The sequence below is a fragment of the Flavobacterium sp. genome (assembly GCF_029242675.1).
In the GTDB taxonomy this organism is placed as follows: domain Bacteria; phylum Bacteroidota; class Bacteroidia; order Flavobacteriales; family Flavobacteriaceae; genus Flavobacterium.
In genome coordinates this window covers 1-18725 of the sequence record NZ_JAQWTM010000243.1, presented here as the reverse complement: position 1 = coordinate 18725, position 18725 = coordinate 1, and the positions used below count along the sequence as shown (strand labels likewise).

General features: G+C 35.9%; 18 protein-coding genes. 10 read left to right on the top strand and 8 right to left on the bottom strand.

The features are described from left to right. Window positions 1-233: 233 nt before the first annotated feature. Together P8M54_RS09045 and P8M54_RS09040 are read left to right on the top strand one after the other, a co-directional pair. Entirely contained in the window at window positions 234-935 is a 702-nt protein-coding gene (locus tag P8M54_RS09045) for a response regulator transcription factor (RefSeq protein ID WP_108740612.1), read from the top strand. Between the two features lie 2 nt (window positions 936-937). Then, a complete protein-coding gene (locus tag P8M54_RS09040) occupies window positions 938-2404 on the top strand; it encodes a HAMP domain-containing sensor histidine kinase (protein WP_300287422.1) in 1467 nt (488 codons plus the stop codon). A gap of 90 nt (window positions 2405-2494) precedes the next feature. Here P8M54_RS09040 and yajC read toward each other — a convergent pair whose 3' ends face one another. The 3 genes from yajC to P8M54_RS09025 form a co-directional block, all read right to left on the bottom strand. Beyond that, window positions 2495-2767 (bottom strand): preprotein translocase subunit YajC, encoded by a 273-nt coding sequence (gene yajC / locus P8M54_RS09035; RefSeq protein ID WP_300287419.1) that lies wholly within the window; start codon window positions 2765-2767, stop codon window positions 2495-2497. Between the two features lie 31 nt (window positions 2768-2798). Then, on the bottom strand, window positions 2799-3710 hold the full coding sequence (gene nusB, locus P8M54_RS09030) for a transcription antitermination factor NusB (protein ID WP_300287430.1): 912 nt from the start codon (window positions 3708-3710) through the stop codon (window positions 2799-2801). Between the two features lie 205 nt (window positions 3711-3915). Then, window positions 3916-5022, bottom strand: a complete 1107-nt coding sequence (locus P8M54_RS09025) for a Glu/Leu/Phe/Val dehydrogenase (RefSeq protein ID WP_300287417.1) — start codon at window positions 5020-5022, stop codon at window positions 3916-3918. A 203-nt stretch (window positions 5023-5225) separates the two neighbouring features. On the opposite strand from P8M54_RS09025, the gene P8M54_RS09020 reads away from it, so the two are divergent. From P8M54_RS09020 to P8M54_RS08990, 7 genes are all read left to right on the top strand, one after another. Continuing rightward, a complete protein-coding gene (locus tag P8M54_RS09020) occupies window positions 5226-6986 on the top strand; it encodes an ABC transporter ATP-binding protein (RefSeq protein ID WP_300287416.1) in 1761 nt (586 codons plus the stop codon). A gap of 72 nt (window positions 6987-7058) precedes the next feature. Next, the gene (locus P8M54_RS09015; RefSeq protein ID WP_300287428.1) at window positions 7059-7445 is read left to right on the top strand and encodes a PUR family DNA/RNA-binding protein; all 387 of its coding nucleotides are present in this window, start codon (window positions 7059-7061) and stop codon (window positions 7443-7445) included. Window positions 7446-7543: 98 nt separating this feature from the next. Then, entirely contained in the window at window positions 7544-8443 is a 900-nt protein-coding gene (locus P8M54_RS09010) for a mechanosensitive ion channel family protein (RefSeq protein ID WP_300287414.1), read from the top strand. Window positions 8444-8613: 170 nt separating this feature from the next. Next, window positions 8614-11127: a cation-translocating P-type ATPase gene (locus tag P8M54_RS09005; protein WP_300287412.1), complete on the top strand. Its 2514-nt coding sequence runs from the start codon at window positions 8614-8616 to the stop codon at window positions 11125-11127. Between the two features lie 10 nt (window positions 11128-11137). Further along, window positions 11138-11962, top strand: a complete 825-nt coding sequence (locus P8M54_RS09000; protein ID WP_300287410.1) for a sulfurtransferase — start codon at window positions 11138-11140, stop codon at window positions 11960-11962. A 9-nt stretch (window positions 11963-11971) separates the two neighbouring features. Next, complete coding sequence (locus P8M54_RS08995) at window positions 11972-12670, top strand: GNAT family N-acetyltransferase (RefSeq protein WP_300287408.1); 699 nt, start codon at window positions 11972-11974, stop codon at window positions 12668-12670. A gap of 77 nt (window positions 12671-12747) precedes the next feature. Next, the gene (locus P8M54_RS08990) at window positions 12748-13236 is read left to right on the top strand and encodes a nuclear transport factor 2 family protein (protein WP_300287406.1); all 489 of its coding nucleotides are present in this window, start codon (window positions 12748-12750) and stop codon (window positions 13234-13236) included. Between the two features lie 11 nt (window positions 13237-13247). Here P8M54_RS08990 and P8M54_RS08985 read toward each other — a convergent pair whose 3' ends face one another. Beyond that, a complete protein-coding gene (locus P8M54_RS08985) occupies window positions 13248-13589 on the bottom strand; it encodes a tRNA-binding protein (protein ID WP_300287404.1) in 342 nt (113 codons plus the stop codon). A gap of 103 nt (window positions 13590-13692) precedes the next feature. Between P8M54_RS08985 and P8M54_RS08980 the strand changes: the two genes are divergently transcribed. Further along, window positions 13693-14250, top strand: a complete 558-nt coding sequence (locus P8M54_RS08980; RefSeq protein ID WP_300287402.1) for a thioredoxin family protein — start codon at window positions 13693-13695, stop codon at window positions 14248-14250. Between the two features lie 107 nt (window positions 14251-14357). On the opposite strand, the gene P8M54_RS08975 is transcribed toward P8M54_RS08980, so the two are convergent. From P8M54_RS08975 to P8M54_RS08960, 4 genes are all read right to left on the bottom strand, one after another. Further along, window positions 14358-15290, bottom strand: a complete 933-nt coding sequence (locus P8M54_RS08975) for a peptidylprolyl isomerase (RefSeq protein WP_300287400.1) — start codon at window positions 15288-15290, stop codon at window positions 14358-14360. A 43-nt stretch (window positions 15291-15333) separates the two neighbouring features. After that, window positions 15334-16518, bottom strand: a complete 1185-nt coding sequence (locus P8M54_RS08970) for an MFS transporter (RefSeq protein ID WP_300287397.1) — start codon at window positions 16516-16518, stop codon at window positions 15334-15336. A 130-nt stretch (window positions 16519-16648) separates the two neighbouring features. After that, window positions 16649-17314 (bottom strand): peroxiredoxin-like family protein, encoded by a 666-nt coding sequence (locus P8M54_RS08965; protein WP_300287395.1) that lies wholly within the window; start codon window positions 17312-17314, stop codon window positions 16649-16651. A 278-nt stretch (window positions 17315-17592) separates the two neighbouring features. Beyond that, a partial coding sequence (locus P8M54_RS08960; RefSeq protein WP_300287393.1) for a M3 family metallopeptidase occupies window positions 17593-18725 on the bottom strand: 1133 nt, incomplete at its 5' end.

The window sequence follows — 18725 nt, the reverse complement described above, 5'->3', positions numbered from 1 at the left end:
ATCAGAGGTGACGGAACCAATTATACAGGAATATCTGTAGGCGCAACGTATGAACTAAACAAAAACTTTGGACTTACTGCACAGTACTTTAATTCGAATAGTGCCATCGTAAAAGCAAAAAACGTTTACGCAAACAACATTTTGTCGGTTGGAATAGTGTATCAAAAGAAATAATTTTTATTTCTTACCCTAATCCGTTATATTTACAAATACCATCTAAAAACAATAGACCCATGAAGAAAATATTGATGATTGAGGATGATCCGTCTATTGTAGAATTGGCGACGATTCACCTCAAAGACATACACTGTGAGGTGACCAAATCGTATGCCGGATTTGAAGGATTACACCTTGCTACGACAGGTACCTATGATGTTATTATCCTAGACATCATGTTGCCCGAAATTGACGGAATCGAAATTTGCAAACGCATTCGAGCCGAAAAAATTAAAACACCCATTTTAATGCTTACCGCAAGAAGTGAAGAAATTGACAAAATTATAGGGCTAGAAACTGGTGCCGATGATTACCTCACCAAGCCTTTTAGTATTCGAGAATTTATAGCTCGAATAAAAGCATTGATACGTCGAACCGAAATGCTTGCACCAGAGCCAGTAGAAATACCTGAGATTTTACAGTGCCAAAATCTTATGATGAATACCACGAAGAGAAAAGTTTCTCTTGACGACAATAAGATTGAGCTAACACCAAAAGAATTTGATTTGTTGTACCTATTTATGTCTAATCCTGGCATTAGTTATTCACGTGAGACCTTACTAAATGTAGTGTGGGGATATGAATTTTCGGGTTATGAGCATACGGTAAACTCACATATTAACCGCCTACGCACTAAGATTGAAAACAACCTAACCAACCCACGATTCATCTTGACTACTTGGGGAATTGGTTACCGTTTTACAGACGAAATTAAATAACGATGGAACAAAAAAGATACAATAGTTTATTCTGGAAAATATCATTGGTATTCTTCCTCCTACTCGCCATGGTGGGTGTGGCACACGTATACATAAGCTTCCACTCCTCACGCGAATATCTCGAAGAAGTTAACCAACGACTCAACCACGATACTGCTAAGAATATTATCGACAACTCTACTCCCTTCTATAACGGACAAGTAATTAAACCCGCATTAGATGAAATGTTTCATCACGTGATGGCAATAAACCCTAATCTTGAAGTCTACTTGGTCGACCCAAAAGGAAAAATAATTGCATGGTTTCCGCCAGAAAAAAAGCTGACGCTGCAAAAAATAAGTATTGACCCCATCAAACTATTCATTGCCGATCAAAACAAAACGTTGATTAAGGGCGACGATCCGCTTAACCCTGAAACTCAAAAAGTATTCTCGGCTCATCCGTTGACCATGAATAATATGCTTTATGCCTATATTTATGTGGTGCTGAATGGCGAAAAGAAGCAAGCTACATCAGACACCTTATTTGCTAGTTACTTATGGCAGATTAGTTACCGAACGATGGCAATAACCTTAATTTTTACGTTTGTAATCGGATTGCTTATCATACGAACCATTACCAAAAACTACTCAAAAATATTGCAAGTGATGCAACGTTTTAGAGAAGGAGATTTGCATGCTCGAATAGACCTAGACAGTATTAATAGTGAAAAACAATTGGCTACCATGTTCAACGAAATGGCAGACATACTCACCACCAATATTGATAAATTGAAGGAAGTCGAAAATTTAAGGCGCGAGTTAATCGCCAATGTTTCGCATGACCTACGCACACCAATCGCGATCATACGTGGGTACCTCGAAACCTTACAGATGAAAGAGGACACCATCACTGTCGAAGATCGCAAACGATACATTGATATTGTGAGCCAAAGTACGGTTAAGCTAGAAAAGTTGGTCAACGAATTGTTTGAGCTATCAAAATTGGAAGCCAACCAGATTAGGCCACAAAAAGAGCCCTTTATCATTAGTGAACTTGTAAATGACATAAGTTCAAAATACCAAATCATCGCCATTGATAAAAAGATCAAAATTGAGACCTATTTATCGAAAGAACTTGCGCCTGTATTGGCAGATATTTCATTGATCGAAAGGGTGATTCAAAACCTGCTAGACAATGCGCTTAAATTTACACCCGAAGGCGGAACCATCAGTATAATTACTGAAAAGTGTGTCAATAATACCGTGAAAATCACCATCTCGGATACCGGAATTGGGATTCCTGAGAAAGATCGTGAACGTATTTTTGCCCGCTATTATCGCGCTAACAATTATACTGATTTAAAAAATAGCACAGGACTGGGATTGGCCATTGCCAAAAAAATATTAGACCTGCACGATTCGACACTTGAACTTATATCTGCTGAAGAAAAAGGAAGTTCGTTCATATTTAAATTAAAATGCAACTAAAATTTATCTGATATAAAACTATTTTTATTTATTGCATAAAAAAAGACCGATACATAGTGTGTATCGGTCTTCTTATATTGATTAAGTTTATTACTTTTTAGCTACTGCTGCACTCATTTCTAAAGAAATCGCAGAACGCTCCATTTTCAACTTTCCAGCCATTGTTTCAATAACTACAGTCGTTTCAGCAAGTTCAGCAACTTTACCATGAAGACCACTTTTAGTAACGATTTTATCACCTACTTTTAAAGCGCTTTCGAATTCTTTTTCGTTTTTAGCTCTTTTTTGTTGAGGTCTAATCATAAAGAAATAGATTACCACAAACATTAATAAAAACGGTGCAAATTGAGTTAATTGTTCCATAATTTAAATTCTCTTTTTTTATTTATTAGTCTTACATTAAACCGCGACCGGCTTTAATTAATTTTTTATTAGCCTCCAGTTCTTTTACCAAGTTGTCTAGAATACCGTTGATAAAAATACTACTTTTTGGAGTAGAATACTCTTTAGCTAATTCTAAATATTCATTCAACGTCACTTTTACTGGAATCGATGGGAATTTTAAAAATTCGCAAATAGCCATTTTTAAAATAATAGTATCCACCTCAGCAATACGATCACTATCCCAGTTGGGTGTTTTATCTTCAAATTCTTTTGCTAAAGCCGCTTCGTTCAAGACTGTTTTTCTAAACAAATCTTTCACAAAGTCTTTATCCTCAGCGTCTTTGTATAATTTAGGTACTCTGAAATTATCATCCTCGATTGGTTTCATTCCTCTCAATTGTTTGATAATATGTGTGTTTACCATTGGGATATCGTCTATCCAAGTTAATTTATCGTCTTCAAGAAATTCATATAGTTTTTCGTTTGGAACAATAACTTCCGTGAACAAATCACCAATTAGTTGTCTGTCTTCTTCAAAAGAGCTAGATGGATTACTCATGTACTCTTTGTAAAAAGAGCTCTCTTTAATTGAATTTAACAACAAGGCAATGTAATCCTCGTGCAAGTGCCAAGCATCGATTTTATGTGTTTCTAAAGCGATACTTAAAGAGTTATTTTCGGCAAGAATTTCGAAAATACGATTTTTAATAAATTTTTCGTTTGGCTTGCGCTCTGCAGGAGTTGCAAGATGTTTTAAACTTGATTTATGCAAAAACTCAGTTTCTTTTTTGCAAATTTCCATTAAGGAAGAAATCATTGTAAGGTATAAATCCTGAATATTATCGATACTATGAAAAAGAAACTTCTCTTCTTTTTCTAAATTATCTGAACCATTTTGATGCATCGCATAAATGGATTGCATAACCTTAACGCGAATGTGTCTTCTGTTTACCACCTTGTAAGAACTTTTATAAAATTAGAGTGCGAAAATAAGAATTTCCTTTTTCAAAATAAAATTAAACGATTACAAAAAAAGCAAACCCTCCTATTTAAATGATATAATCATAAAAAAGCCACAGTTTTCCATGGATATCGAAAACTATGGCTATTGTATTAAAGTAACGAAATTAGTTTTTACTATTTTCTATTTTTCTTTGATCGATTCTATTTTGAGCAATGTTCAATGCTGCATGATGCGTTGTTATTCCTTTTGCAACAGCGTAATCTAAAATCTCCAATGTCGTATTATAGATATTCTCTGTTCTAGACATAATTTCAGCTCTGTCGTAATGCGCTAGCTCAGCATATACATTGATAATTCCACCTGCGTTGATTAAAAAATCAGGAGCATATAAAATTCCTCTTTCTTGTAAAATTGCACCGTGAACATCCTCATTTGCTAATTGGTTATTAGCCGCTCCTGCGATCACTTTAGCTTTAATTTTATGTACAGTACTATCATTTATAGTTGCTCCCATCGCACAAGGTGCATAAATATCTACATCGGCAGTATATAAATCTTCTCCTGTGTAAATAGTAGCGCTGTATTTAGCTCCTACTTCGTATAGTTTTTCTTCGTTGATGTCAGCAATCGTAACAATAGCGCCCTCTTTGGTCAAATATTCAACTAAAGTTTCTCCTACGTGACCAATACCTTGAACCAATACTTTTTTACCAGCAAGAGAATCTGATCCAAATTTATGTTTAGCGGCAGCCTTCATTCCCATGTAAACTCCAAAAGCAGTTACCGGTGATGGATTCCCTGCTCCTCCTCTTTCAATAGAAATTCCAGTAACATAAGGAGTAACGTCGCGAACTGTATCCATATCCTTCGTTTCCATTCCTACATCTTCGGCAGTGATGTATCTTCCGCTTAACGAATGTACAAATTCACCAAACTTACGCATCAATTCAGGAGTTTTTTGTGTTTTAGCATCACCCATAATTACGGCTTTACCACCACCAATATTTAAACCTGTGATTGCCGCTTTAAAAGTCATTCCTCTTGACAAACGTAAAACGTCATTCAAAGCAGACCATTCATTAGCGTAATCGAACATTCTAGTTCCTCCCAAGGCAGGTCCCATAACCGAATTATGAATACCAATAATTGCTTTTAAACCTGTATCTTTGTCATTGCAAAATACAATTTGTTCGTGATCATCAAATGATAACTGTCCAAAAACGGGATCCATTTTTTGAAGTTCCTTTCCAGTTGCGAAAGTTGCATCCATAGTGCTAATTTTTATAATATTAATTTTATGAATTTGTCAAAAAGACGAGTCAAAAATACATAAAAAATGAATATATTGAAGTTTAGTTCCAAATATTTATGTTATCATCAGATTGAAAATTAAATTATCTTTTAAAAAGTACCATAAAAAACAACGATTAACCCCAAAAAATAAGATATTCATAGAGGAATATCCTGATTATAATGAAAGAATTAAGTTATTTAAATAAATATTTCGTCAAATACAAATACAGCTTTTCACTAGGAATTGTATTTACCATTATTGCACAAATTTTCATGTTGTTCACTCCTAAATTGATTAGCCAGTCTTTTAAGGTTATTGAAACTTTTTCTAAAGACAAAAGCATCAGTTCAGCTGTGATAAAAGACGAATTAATTTCTAATATTTTGCTCATCATTGCAACGACCATAATTGCAGGATTCTTGACTTTCCTTATGCGCCAAACCTTAATCGTGATGTCGCGCCATATTGAGTTCGATTTAAAAAATGAAGTCTTTAAACAATACGAAAACCTTTCTCAAAATTTCTATAAACAAAATAGAACCGGCGATTTAATGAATCGCATCAGCGAGGATGTGTCCAAAGTTCGTATGTATGTAGGTCCGGCGGTAATGTACTCTATTAACACCATTATTCGTTTTACGATTGTCATTGTACATATGTACAATGTTTCGCCACGACTAACTTTATACACCTTACTTCCGTTACCCTTGCTATCCTATGGAATTTTTAAACTAAGTTCCGAAATCAATAAACGAAGTACCATTTTTCAGCAATATTTATCGAAAGTATCTAGTTTCACACAAGAAATATTCTCAGGTGTTCGTGTCATAAAAGCTTATTCTCTTGAGAAACAGCACCAAAACAACATGGAGAATTTGGCTTTAGAAAGCAAAAACAAAAGCTTAAATCTAGCCAAAGTACAATCGCTGTTTGGCCCCTTAATGATTGCTCTGATCGGGATTAGTAACCTAGTCGTTATTTATTTTGGCGGTATTATGTATATCGACGGAACCATTAAAAGTATTGGTACCATTGCTGAATTTATTTTATATGTCAATATGTTAACTTGGCCTGTTGCCTCTTTAGGCTGGGTGTCTTCGATGGTGCAGGAGGCCGAAGCATCTCAGAAAAGACTGAATGAATTCTTGAAAATTGAACCTGAAATTAAAAACAACAACACAAACAAGTCAGAAATAGAAGGTTCGATCGCTTTCGAGAACGTAAGTTTTACCTATAACGATACTAAAATTGAGGCTTTAAAAGACATCAGTTTTACGATCAAAAAAGGAGAAACAATTGCAATTCTAGGTAAAACAGGTTCCGGAAAATCCTCCCTACTATCGTTGATTTCAAGATTGTATGATACTACATCTGGTTCGATCAAAGTAGATCAAAAAGAGATAGGCTCATTGAACCTATTTGACCTTAGAAACAGTATTGGAATTGTGCCTCAAGACGCTTTTTTATTCTCTGACAGTATCAAAAACAACATTAAATTTGGTAAAGAAAACGCAACTGATGACGAAGTTAAAGCTGCCGCCAAAAGTGCAGTAGTTCACAAAAATATCATGGGCTTCAACAAGAAATATGATACGGTTTTAGGAGAAAGAGGAATCACTTTATCTGGAGGACAAAAACAACGCGTATCCATAGCTCGCGCGATCATAAAAAACCCTCCAATTTTGTTATTTGATGATTGTTTGTCAGCCGTTGACACCGAAACAGAAGAAGCTATATTGAATAATTTATTTGAAATTTGCAAGGACAAAACAACCTTGATTGTTAGTCACCGTGTATCTTCAGCTAAAAATGCGGATACCATACTAATTCTTGAAGACGGAAAAATCATTCAACAAGGTTCTCATAACCAGTTAATAAATCAAGAAGGGTACTACAAGTCATTGTATTTAAAGCAACTTTCAGAAAAAGAATTGCTTTAATTGTTGGATAATAGATATATTTTTAAGATTTTTGGTTACTAATTAACAACCATTTAATTGAGAGAACGGATTATGAGAGAACATGACATGTTAGAAAAAGAAGAGATCTTTTCTAAGGTTTTACGCGCAGGAAGAAGAACTTATTTTTTTGATGTAAGAGCAACTAAAGCCGACGATTATTACATTACCATTACCGAAAGTAAAAAATTCACCGAAGAGGACGGATCTTTTCACTTTAAAAAACATAAAATCTATTTGTACAAGGAGGACTTTGCTGCTTTCGCAGAAATTCTAGAGGACATGACTTCTTATGTTTTAAACCACAAAGGAGAAGAAGTAATTTCAGAAAGACATCAAAAAGATTTTAAAAAGGAATATGCAGCTGAAACAGTAGTTTCGGATGAGGAAGCTTTACCGCAAACATCTAGTTTCACTGATATTGATTTTGACGATATTTAATTTATAATCTATAAATTAAAGCTCTTACTTAACTAAAAGTCCAACAATCAATTGATTTTTGGACTTTTTACATTCAACACAACTAAAAATAATACTACATGACTGAAATCACAAATAAATACCTAGACAAATACGCTGAATTAGTAATTCCGTGGATACTCACTAATGGAGTAAAAATCATTTTCATTATCATTGGAGCTGTAATTCTAAATAAAATTGTTACGACCTTCATAGAAAAAGCAGTGCGAATTGCAGTGCGTCCTGACGGAATCTCATCCCAAGAAGCAGAAGAAAAAAGAGAGAATACCTTGATCCAAATTTTTAATACCACGGCAAGAATAGGTATTATTGTCATTGCAGCTTTAATGGTTTTAGAAGAGTTCGGGGTTGAAATCGCACCCATTTTGGCTGCAGCCGGAATAGTTGGCTTGGCTTTCGGTTTTGGAGGGCAATACCTCATCAGAGATATCATTTCGGGTCTTTTTATTATTCTAGAAAATCAATACCGCGTAGGTGATGTCGTAAGTTTTGATAACGCCAGTGGAACTGTTCAAGAAATTAGCTTACGCAAAACTACCTTGAGAGACCTCGACGGAACGGTACACCATATTCCGCATGGAGAGATCAAAAAAGTTTCTAATTTATCCAAAGATTTTTCTAGAATCAATCTCGATATTGGTGTAAGCTATAACACGAATTTAGAACAGGCCATAACCGTAATTAACAAGGTAGGAACAGCATTAGCAGATGACCCAGAGTGGAAGTCCGCTATTTTACTCGCTCCTCAATTTTTACGTGTCAATGATTTTGCTGACTCGGCTATTATGCTAAAGATTTTGGGGGAGACATTACCTAGTAAACAATGGGAAGTAAGCGGTGAATTACGAAAGCGTTTGAAGGTCGCTTTTGATAACGAAGGAATCGAAATTCCGTTTCCACAAATAGTACTGCACAATGCTACTACTACTAAAACAGTTGATTCCGCTGAAAAAGCATAAAAAATAAAAAACAACTTACTTAAGGTCTATAAATCAATTGATTTGTAGACTTTTTTTTTATCCTACCAGCTTGCTAAAATAGAATCATTCTTGCAAAACTAGGCCCAGTATTGCTTTAGCACATTAATTAAAAGCAGTATATTTGATTAGGATCCAAAATATGCCGCCCAATGTCAAAAAAAATAAATATACCTGATGCTATCGTAGGCCTTACGGATGGAGAAGTCATCAATTCAAGAAAACAATCGGGCACTAATGAACAAGTACACAAACCCACTTATCAATGGTGGATGGCTCTTTTAGAACTGTTCAAAGAACCAATGCTAATTCTACTGATTGCAGTTGCTATTATCTATTTTATTTTAGGCGAAAACAGTGAAGCTTATTTTATGTTAGCGGCCATTGTAGCCGTATCAGGAATTTCTTTTTACCAAGACAATCGAAGCAGAAAAGCGTTAGAAGCACTAGAAAAACTTAATGAACCCTTAAGTACTGTTTATAGAAATGGACTTGCTCAAAAAATCGCTACGACTGCCATCGTACTCCATGATTTAGTAATCGCCGAGGAAGGCAATACAATTAATGCTGATGGCGAAATAGTACATAGTAATGATTTTTCGGTCAATGAATCATCACTAACCGGTGAGCCTTACGCCGTTTTTAAATCAGACAAAAGCAAGGACAACAAAGTATACAGCGGAACGCTCGTAGCGTCAGGATTAGCGGTATACAAAGTCACACAAATCGGGCCCAAGACTAAAATTGGGCAATTGGGCCAATCAATCCTTGACATCAAATACGAGGCTACTCCTTTACAACTTCAAATAGAAAAATTTGTAAAAGGAATGGCTGTTATCGGAATCATTATTTTTTTAATGGTTTGGGGTGTTTACTACTATAAAACGCAAGACATTTTAAACAGTTTACTCAAAGGTTTAACGCTCGCTATGTCTATCCTGCCCGAAGAAATCCCTGTCGCTTTTACTACTTTTATGGCACTAGGCTCTTATCGCTTAATGAAAGAAGGTATAATCGTTAAAAAAATAAGAACAGTAGAAACGCTTGGTAGCGCAACGGTAATTTGCACCGATAAGACTGGGACAATTACAGAGAACACCATGAGCCTACAATCGGTTTATTCATTCGAATCCGATACATTGTATGAGCAAGAAAATTGGAAAAACCCATCAGCAGAGAAAGTCATCGAAATTGCAATGTGGGCTAGCGAACCAGTTCCGTTTGACCCAATGGAAAAATCCCTTCATATTGTTTATAAAAAAACGTCCACTACTGATGTTCGTACTTCATTTCAAATGATTCACGAATACCCGCTAGAAGGGAAACCACCAATGATGACTCACGTATTTCAAAGTGAAAACGGTCAGAGAATTATTGCTGCCAAAGGAGCTCTTGAAGCTATTTTAAAAGTTTCGCATCTTAGCGAAACAAAGTCGGATAAAATACAAACCATCAGTAATAATCTAGCCGCAAAAGGATACCGTATCTTAGCTGTCGCCAAATCAGACTTTAGCGAAACAACTTTTCCTGAAAAGCAAACTCAATTACCTTTTGAATTTGTTGGGCTTGTTGTTTTTTACGATCCTCCCAAAGCAAATATCCAAAAAATCATAAAACAATTTTATGAAGCAGGAATGGATGTAAAAGTCATTACCGGAGACAATAGCGCGACGACAACTGCAATTGCAGCAAAAGCCAATATTAAAAATTCCAATCGCTGCTTAGAGGGAAAAGAAATCATGACTTTACCATCAGATGACATGATCCAAGCCATTCATGAAACGACTTTGTTAACAAGAATGTTTCCTGAGGCAAAATTAGCGGTAATCAATGCACTTAAAATGGACAATCAAATCGTTGCCATGGTTGGCGATGGTGTAAATGATGGACCCGCGCTGAAAGCGGCCCACATAGGCGTCGCTATGGGAAAAAAAGGTACTGAAATCGCAAAATCAGCTGCTGATTTAATTCTGGTTGATGATGATTTTTCAAAAATGATTGTAGCCGTAGCTGCTGGACGTCGCATCTATACGAATCTAAAAAAAGCGGTTCAGTATATTGTGAGTATTCATATTCCTATCATTCTTACGGTATCCTTACCTTTATTTCTCGGATGGATCTATCCCGATATTTTCACACCGGTTCATGTGATCTTTTTAGAATTAGTAATGGGCCCCATGTGCTCTATCGTTTACGAAAATGAACCTGCTGAAAAAAACAGCATGCAACAAATGCCACGACAGTTAGGATCAACTTTCTTATCCTTAAAAGAAATGGCTATTAGCATTATTCAAGGAATAGTAATTACGCTAGGAATATTATTTATTTATCAACTGACAGTGCAAAATGGTGGATCCGAAATTGAAACTCGAACGATGGTTTTTACAACTTTGGTTTTCTCAAATGTGATACTATCCTTGGTCAATCGCTCCTTCTTTTATTCGGTTTTCAGTTCTTTGAAAAACAAAAACAACATGATGGTATTTGTGAATTCCATTACCTTGATTATGCTCGCTATGATAATTTACATCCGTCCAATAGCTGGTTTTTTTGAGGTAGAACCACTTTCTATTTTTCAAATTCTAATTTGCATAGCAGTCAGTCTAATTTCAGTTCTTTGGATTGAAATTTATAAATGGAATAAAAGAAGTACCTCATCACATTAAAATAATACCTATGAAAAACACAATCGTTTCTATACAATGGCTCAGCGATAACTTTCAAGATAAAGATTTAATTATTTTGGATGCGAGCCAACAAGTTAATCAATCCAACGTCCTTCCTGAATTCACCGATATTCAAATTGAAGGAGCTCGCTTTTTTGATATAAAAAATGATTTTAGCGATACCGCTAACCCTTTGCCTAACACCTTTCCCGATCCAAAAGCATTTGAGAATGCCGCTCAAAAATTAGGCATTAATTCCGCAAGTAAAATTGTACTCTACGATAGTTTGGGTATCTATTCTAGTCCGCGGGCTTGGTGGTTATTTCAAATCATGGGGCACGAAAACGTATGGGTGCTCGATGGCGGTCTACCTGCTTGGGTCAAAGCCAACCTCCCCGTAGAAAAAAATGAGATAAAAATTTATCCAAAAGGTGATTTTAAATCCAATTTTAATCCAAATATGGTCAAAAATACCGCAGATGTACTAGCTAATATTCAAACTCAAGATGCTTTATTAATTGATGCGCGCTCCAATGATCGTTTTTTAGGACTAACTCCTGAACCTAGAGCTGGACTAAGAAGCGGACACATTCCTGGTTCTATAAACGTACCTTATACTGACCTTGTTCAAAACGGATATTTTCTATCTAAAGAAAAATTAAAAACTATTTTACCTAATCAAGAGAAACCAATAATTTTTAGCTGCGGTTCAGGAATCACTGCTTGCATCGATTATCTTGCTTATGAAATAATTGGTTCCACAAATGCGAGAGCAGTGTATGATGGATCGTGGACCGAATGGGGTCAAGGTGATAGCTTGCCAATAGAAAATTAAACGATTAATATGAATACAGAATATAAGCTTGATAATCCTGTTTGGTACTCATTGGCTGAAAGCCATAAAAAACATACTTTAAAGTCTGGTACAACTCATTTTTATAATCCCGAGTATTGTGCTTTTGCAGCGTTTAATGAGCCTTCAAACAACGAATCTGATTTGATGACTTATGCCAAGTCGGTTCCCTCTTTTTTTGTTTTTGGTGTGAAACCAAAACTTCCAAAATCATTACAAATCAAGCACGAATTACTATGCTTACAAATGATCATTCGAGACAGAATAGCAATTACATATATGGAGGAAATTGTAAAATTAGATCAAAGCCATAGAGCAGCACTACTTCAATTGGTGCAAATGGTTTATCCTGAATATTTCAAATCTAAAACAGCCGATTTAGGTAATTATTACGGGATTTTTAAGGAGAACCAATTAATAGCCATAACGGGAGAACGCATGCAAATGGATAACTTTATAGAAGTAAGTGCAGTTATTACCCATCCGGACCATATTGGTAAAGGATATGCTAAACAATTAGTAGCTCATACTACAAATGCTATTTTCGAACAGCAAAAAACACCTTTTTTACATGTTGCCGAAGCCAATGTTGGTGCCGTAAAATTATATGAGAAATTAGGCTTTAGTACCCGAATTAAAATAAAAATATGGCAAGTTTCTGAAAAAACACAAGAAGAATGTAAATCGTAATCAAATGATTTTCAGTGTTAATTACTAATTTATATAGTGAATTAAATTTAAAATTTAAACATCAAAAACAAGGAAAAATGAATAGACACATACTACCTATCTACTTGATTATCATTTTATTTACCGCCTCCTGCGCTCTTAAAAAAGAAACCGTAGCACAAACTCCTTACAAATACGCGATCGAAAACCAACAGCTATACGATGTGATTATTGCAATGGACAGTACTTTTTTTGATGCCTACAACAATTGTGATATGAACAAGCAAGCTGGTATTTATGCTGATTCACTTGAATTCTATCACGATCAAGGAGGTTTAATGACTTCCAAACAAGAGGTACTGGACGGAACTAAAAAAAATATTTGTGGTAAAGTAACCAGAGAATTAATTGCAGGAAGCATCGAAGTTTATCCTATAAAAGGATATGGAGCTGTCGAAATTGGACTGCATAAATTTCATAATAATCAGGAACTTGCAGGAACTCCTTCAAAAACCAGTAAATTCATTATCATGTGGCAGTTGACCAATAAAAAATGGCGCATTGCTAAGGTTATTAGTTTGCATTAGGTACTACAATATTATCCAATTCGCAGTCCGTTTTGAATTTTAAAATCGGGTGCGAGTAAAACCACATCACCGTCCTCGCCTACGGCACCAAGAACTAGACATTCACTCATAAACTTCCCAATTTGCTTTTTAGGAAAATTTACAACAGCAACAATTTGGCGATCGATTAAATCCTCTTTGGTATATCGTTTTGTAATTTGAGCTGATGTTTTTAAAACTCCAATAGTTTCCCCAAAATCAATGGTCAGTTGGTAGGCGGGTTTTCTTGCTTCGGGAAAATCATTGACCTGTAGTATGGTTCCAATGCGCATTTCGGTTTTTTCGAACTCTTGCCAACTTAAATTATTTTCCATCACTTTCTCTTTTGAACTTATTGCCAACTAAAATAATCCTTTTTCCATAAAAATGAGTCTTTTTCACTAACTTTAAGGTTCAACCCACAAATTACAATTTGCAATGGCTAAAACAGCTTCAAACATGTTACCACTTGGAACAAAAGCTCCTAATTTTCATTTACCCGATCGGACTTGGAGTAAGGAAACTTTCTCGTTTGCTGACCTACGTGGTGAAAAAGGAACCCTAGTATTTTTTATTTGTAATCACTGTCCGTTTGTCCATCATGTAATTGAAGAAGTGGTGATGATTGCTAATGATTATCGTGTTCAAGGGTTGGGTATTATCGCCATATCTAGTAACGATGTCGAAAATTATCCGCAAGATAGTCCTGCTTTAATGACGGAATATGCTTTCGAGAATAATTTTGAATTTCCTTATTTATATGATGAAAGTCAGGCTGTGGCCAAAGCGTACACTGCAGCTTGTACACCCGATTTCTTTTTATTTGACAATCAAGATAGCTTAGTGTACCGAGGACAATTAGACGATAGCCGTCCCGGAAACGGAATCCCGTTAAGTGGAAGCGACTTGAGAGGAGCCATTGATGGAATCGTATACAACAGAACTATAAATCCTGACCAAAAACCCAGTATTGGCTGTGGTATCAAATGGAAATAAGTATGCCGTAGTTGTAAATAGTAAAAAATCCCATTTCGTTTTAAACGAAATGGGATTTTTAAGTATGTATTGAGATCTGTTAGAAAAGAATCTCTGACTGCGTCTATTTATTTAACGTCCATTAATTCAACGTCAAAAATCAAAGTAGCATTTGGTGGAATCACTCCTCCTGCACCCGCTGGTCCGTATCCTAAATCAGAAGGAATAACAAAACGCGCTTTGTCTCCAACTTTCAATAAAGCAATACCTTCGTCCCATCCTTCGATCACTTGACCTTGACCTAATTTGAATTCGATTGGTTTTTTTCTTGGGTAAGAAGAATCAAATACTTTTCCAGTCTCTAATGAACCTTCATAGTGAACCGCTACTGTTTTACCAGCTTCGGCTTGTTTTCCTTCTCCTCTTTGGATGAATTGGTAACGCAATCCGCTTTCTGTTTTTTCGAAACCAGCAGCTAATGTTTCCATTTTAGCTTCTGATTCTGCTTTTAAAGCTGCCATTTTTTTCAAACGTGCTCCTTTTAAACTTACAAAAGCTTCAATTGCATTCCATTTCTCAGCCTCTGCACCTACTCTTACAATCTCTAAAGATTCTAATTTATCTCCTTGAGCAACTGCATCAACAACATCTTGTCCTTCGATAACATGTCCAAAAACAGTATGCTTACCATCTAACCAAGAAGTTGGTACATGTGTAATATAAAATTGTGATCCGTTTGAACCTGGTCCTGAATTCGCCATTGCTAAAATTCCTGGTCTGTCATGTTTCAAACTTGGGTGAAATTCATCATCAAATTTGTATCCTGGATCACCAGTACCGGTACCTTGAGGACAACCACCTTGGATCATAAAATCAGGAATAACTCTATGGAAATTTAAACCATCATAAAACTTTTGTCCTTGAGGCTTAATTTTGTTTTCCATGTTTCCTTCTGCAAGAGCTACAAAATTACCTACAGTTCCTGGAGTTAATTCATGCTCTAATTTTACTAAAATTGACCCTTTTGAGGTGTTGAATTTAGCATATATTCCGTTTTCCATCTTTAATTATTTTTATTGAATTGCAAATTTACAAATTAATTTTTTATCCCTTTACACTTTCTACCCGTTTTGCTTTGGCTTTATAGGTAAAAGCATATACTAAGAATGCCAAAAAGGACAACAACAAACAACCTAAAGCTAGGGCATGCCAACCACCAAATTGCCACAAAAACAATCCAAATGCCGAACCTGCCGCTGTTCCTAAAAAACTAAACGACATAAAAACGGTATTCATTCTGTTTCTAGCTTCGGGCATGATTGAATACACTCTTGTTTGATTGGAAATATGAACTCCTTGTAGACCAATATCAATAAGTACGATACCGATAACAATCCCGACAACACTTGCCGCTGAAAAGTAAAAAACAATAAAACTCAAAGCAATTAAAGCACAACCGTATCCAACGGCTACTCTCGAACTCCCTTTATCTCCCAACTTACCTACTAAAGGAGCCGCTAATGCTCCTGAGGCACCCACGATTCCAAATAAACCGATAGTCGCGCTATTGAAATTAAAAGGCTCAGCAGATAATAATAGCACCATCGTAGTCCAAAAAGCACCAAATTGTGCAAAACTAAAAACGTTGATCAATGTAGCTTCACGAAGCAATGGTTGTTCCTTAATTAAGGTAAATAGCGAACCGATTAGCTTACCATAAGATCCTTGAAAAACAGGCTTATTGTAAGGAAATTGTTTTTTTATTATAAAAAACAGCAACATACAAAGACCTGCTGCAATCCAGAACATGGCGCGCCAACCCAGTACTTCTCCTATAAAACCACTCAATGTTCGTGACAGTAAAATCCCAACTAAGAGTCCGCTCATAATCGTTCCTACCACTTTACCTCTATTCTCAGGAGCACTTAGAGACGCAGCTAGTGGTAAAATAAGTTGAGGAACAATAGAGGTAATCCCGATTAAAAGGGAAGCGATTTCTAATACAAGATAACTTTGAGCAGTTGCTGCAATTATCAACGCGATAACTGAGGCAAATGTAGTGTAGAGGATTTGTGTTTTTCGCTCTAATTTATCACCAAGGGGAACCATAAAAAACAAGCCAATGGCGTAGCCCGCTTGCGTGAGGTAGGCAATTGTACCTGCATCGGCATGTGGAATTTTGAATTCGTCAGCGATTAATATGATAAGGGGTTGACAATAATATAAATTGGCAACAATTAGTCCTGTGGCAACGGCCATAAACAGGACATTTTTTCTTGATAATTCCATTGTGCAAAAGTAAGTCGTGTTTTACAATGTTTTATTCTAAACAAAAGCTAATAATTCTATAAAAGTAGATTAAAGTAAAAACCTCATTAGATTGTCACTAATGAGGTTTGACCTATTTATTACTGATTCCTTATTGTTGTAAACTATCTAGTGCTTTAAAAATTTCAGTTGCCTCTGCTCTATTGCGGTACTCAGCATCTAAAAAAGTATATACAATGGTACCATCTTGACCAATTACATAAGTTGCTGCCAGTGGTAATTCATTCGACTCATCACCGTTGTAACCATGCAAATCAAATCCGTTTTGGTAAGAAGTAGCCACGTCATCGGTTAATTTAAAGACAATTCCGTAGTCCTTTGCAACTTTGTTCCCTACATCGCTTAGTACTTCAAATTGTAATTGGTGCTTCTCAGCAGTCGACATGGATTTGTCAGGTAACTCTGGTGTTAACGCCAATAAATTTGCTCCTTTTAATTGAATCGCCGGTAATTGCTCTTGCAAATAATGCAAAGTCATATTGCAATACGGACACCATCCACCACGGTACCACGTCAATACCACTGGTCCCTTTTTGAGGTAATCACTTAATTTAACCTCTTTACCTGTTGCATTTGTTAAAGCGAACTCAGGTGCGATGTCGTCATTTTTCTTAGCGGTCGCAATTAAGTTTTGACGTACTACATCCGCTATTCCTTCAGCATATATTTCCTTGATTTGATCGGGTGCTTTAGCTTCCCATGCATTTTTTGCGCTATCTAAAGTTTCTTGTAAACTGATCGTATTTTCTGAACTCATTTCTTCTTTTTTAATGTGTAAGACAAAGGTACGATTGTCAAACCCAAAGTGTAGTTTCAAAATTTAATGAAAAGGTTATAAAATCTGTACTTTTTTGAAGCTAAATTGCCAATTTACAACCCAATTTGGTATGTATTCTACTTTTGTTTTTAGCCCAGATGGAAACGGCATCCTATTGTGCCGGGGTTCGGCACGATAGATATAGTGTACAGCTGGAATTGCTCCAAAAAAAAATGACATCCATTACGAATGTCATTTTTTAGTTTTGTATTCAAATGCTATTTTTCTAAAAGTCCTGCGTTTCTTAAATACGGTTCGATTTCCATGTCGTGACCAATAAATTCTTTAAAGGCTTGGTTTAAATCGACGCTGTTCCCAACTGATAGAATGTATTTTCTAAAACGTTCGCTGTTTTCTCTTGTCAAACCGCCGTTAGCTTTCATCCAGTCATACACATTATAATCTAGTGTTTTTGACCAAGTGTAAGCATAATAACCTGCTGAATAGCCGCCTGACCAAATGTGTGCAAAGTAAGGTGTGTGGTATCGTGTAGGTGTTTCATTAACTAACAATCCGTATTTTTCTAAAGCTTCTTTTTCGAAAATTAATTTTGGTTTAAAATCGGCTTCATTCGCACCGGTATGCCAGTTCATATCTAAAGTAGCTGCAGCCAAAAGCTCCGTCACATCGTATCCTTTGTTGAACGTATCGGCTTTTTTAATTTTATCGATTAATTCTTGCGGAATCACTTCCTTAGTTTGGTAGTGGATCGCATAATTTTTCAATACTTCAGGATCTAAAGCGGCATGCTCATTGATTTGAGAAGGAAATTCTACGAAATCACGAGGTACGGCTGTTCCTGAAAGACTGGTATAGTTTTGATTAGCAAATAAACCGTGTAAGGTATGTCCAAATTCATGAAACATAGTCGTTACATCATCAAAACTAATTAAAGATGGATTTCCGTTTACTGGTTTTGCAAAATTATACACGTTAACAATTACTGGTTTTTGCTTTAGGTAATGCGATTGGTCTACAAAATTGCTCATCCAAGCACCACCATTTTTATTGTCTCTCGTATAGAAATCTAGGTAATAGATCGCCATTGATTTTCCGTCATTGTCAAAAACTTCGTAAGCCACAACATCAGGGTGATATACTGGTAAATCTGGACGCGCTTTAAAAGTAATACCGTACATTTTTTTAGCAGCAAAGAAAACTCCTTTTTCAAGAACGGTTGTTAACTCAAAGTAGGGTTCCACTTGACTTTCGTCCAAATCATATTTGGCTTTACGCACTTGCTCAGAATAAAAATTCCAATCCCAAGGCTCTAATTTAAATCCGCCTTTTTGAGCATCAATTAGATCTTGAATTTCTTTAGCTTCTACTTTAGCTTTAGCAACAGCTGGAG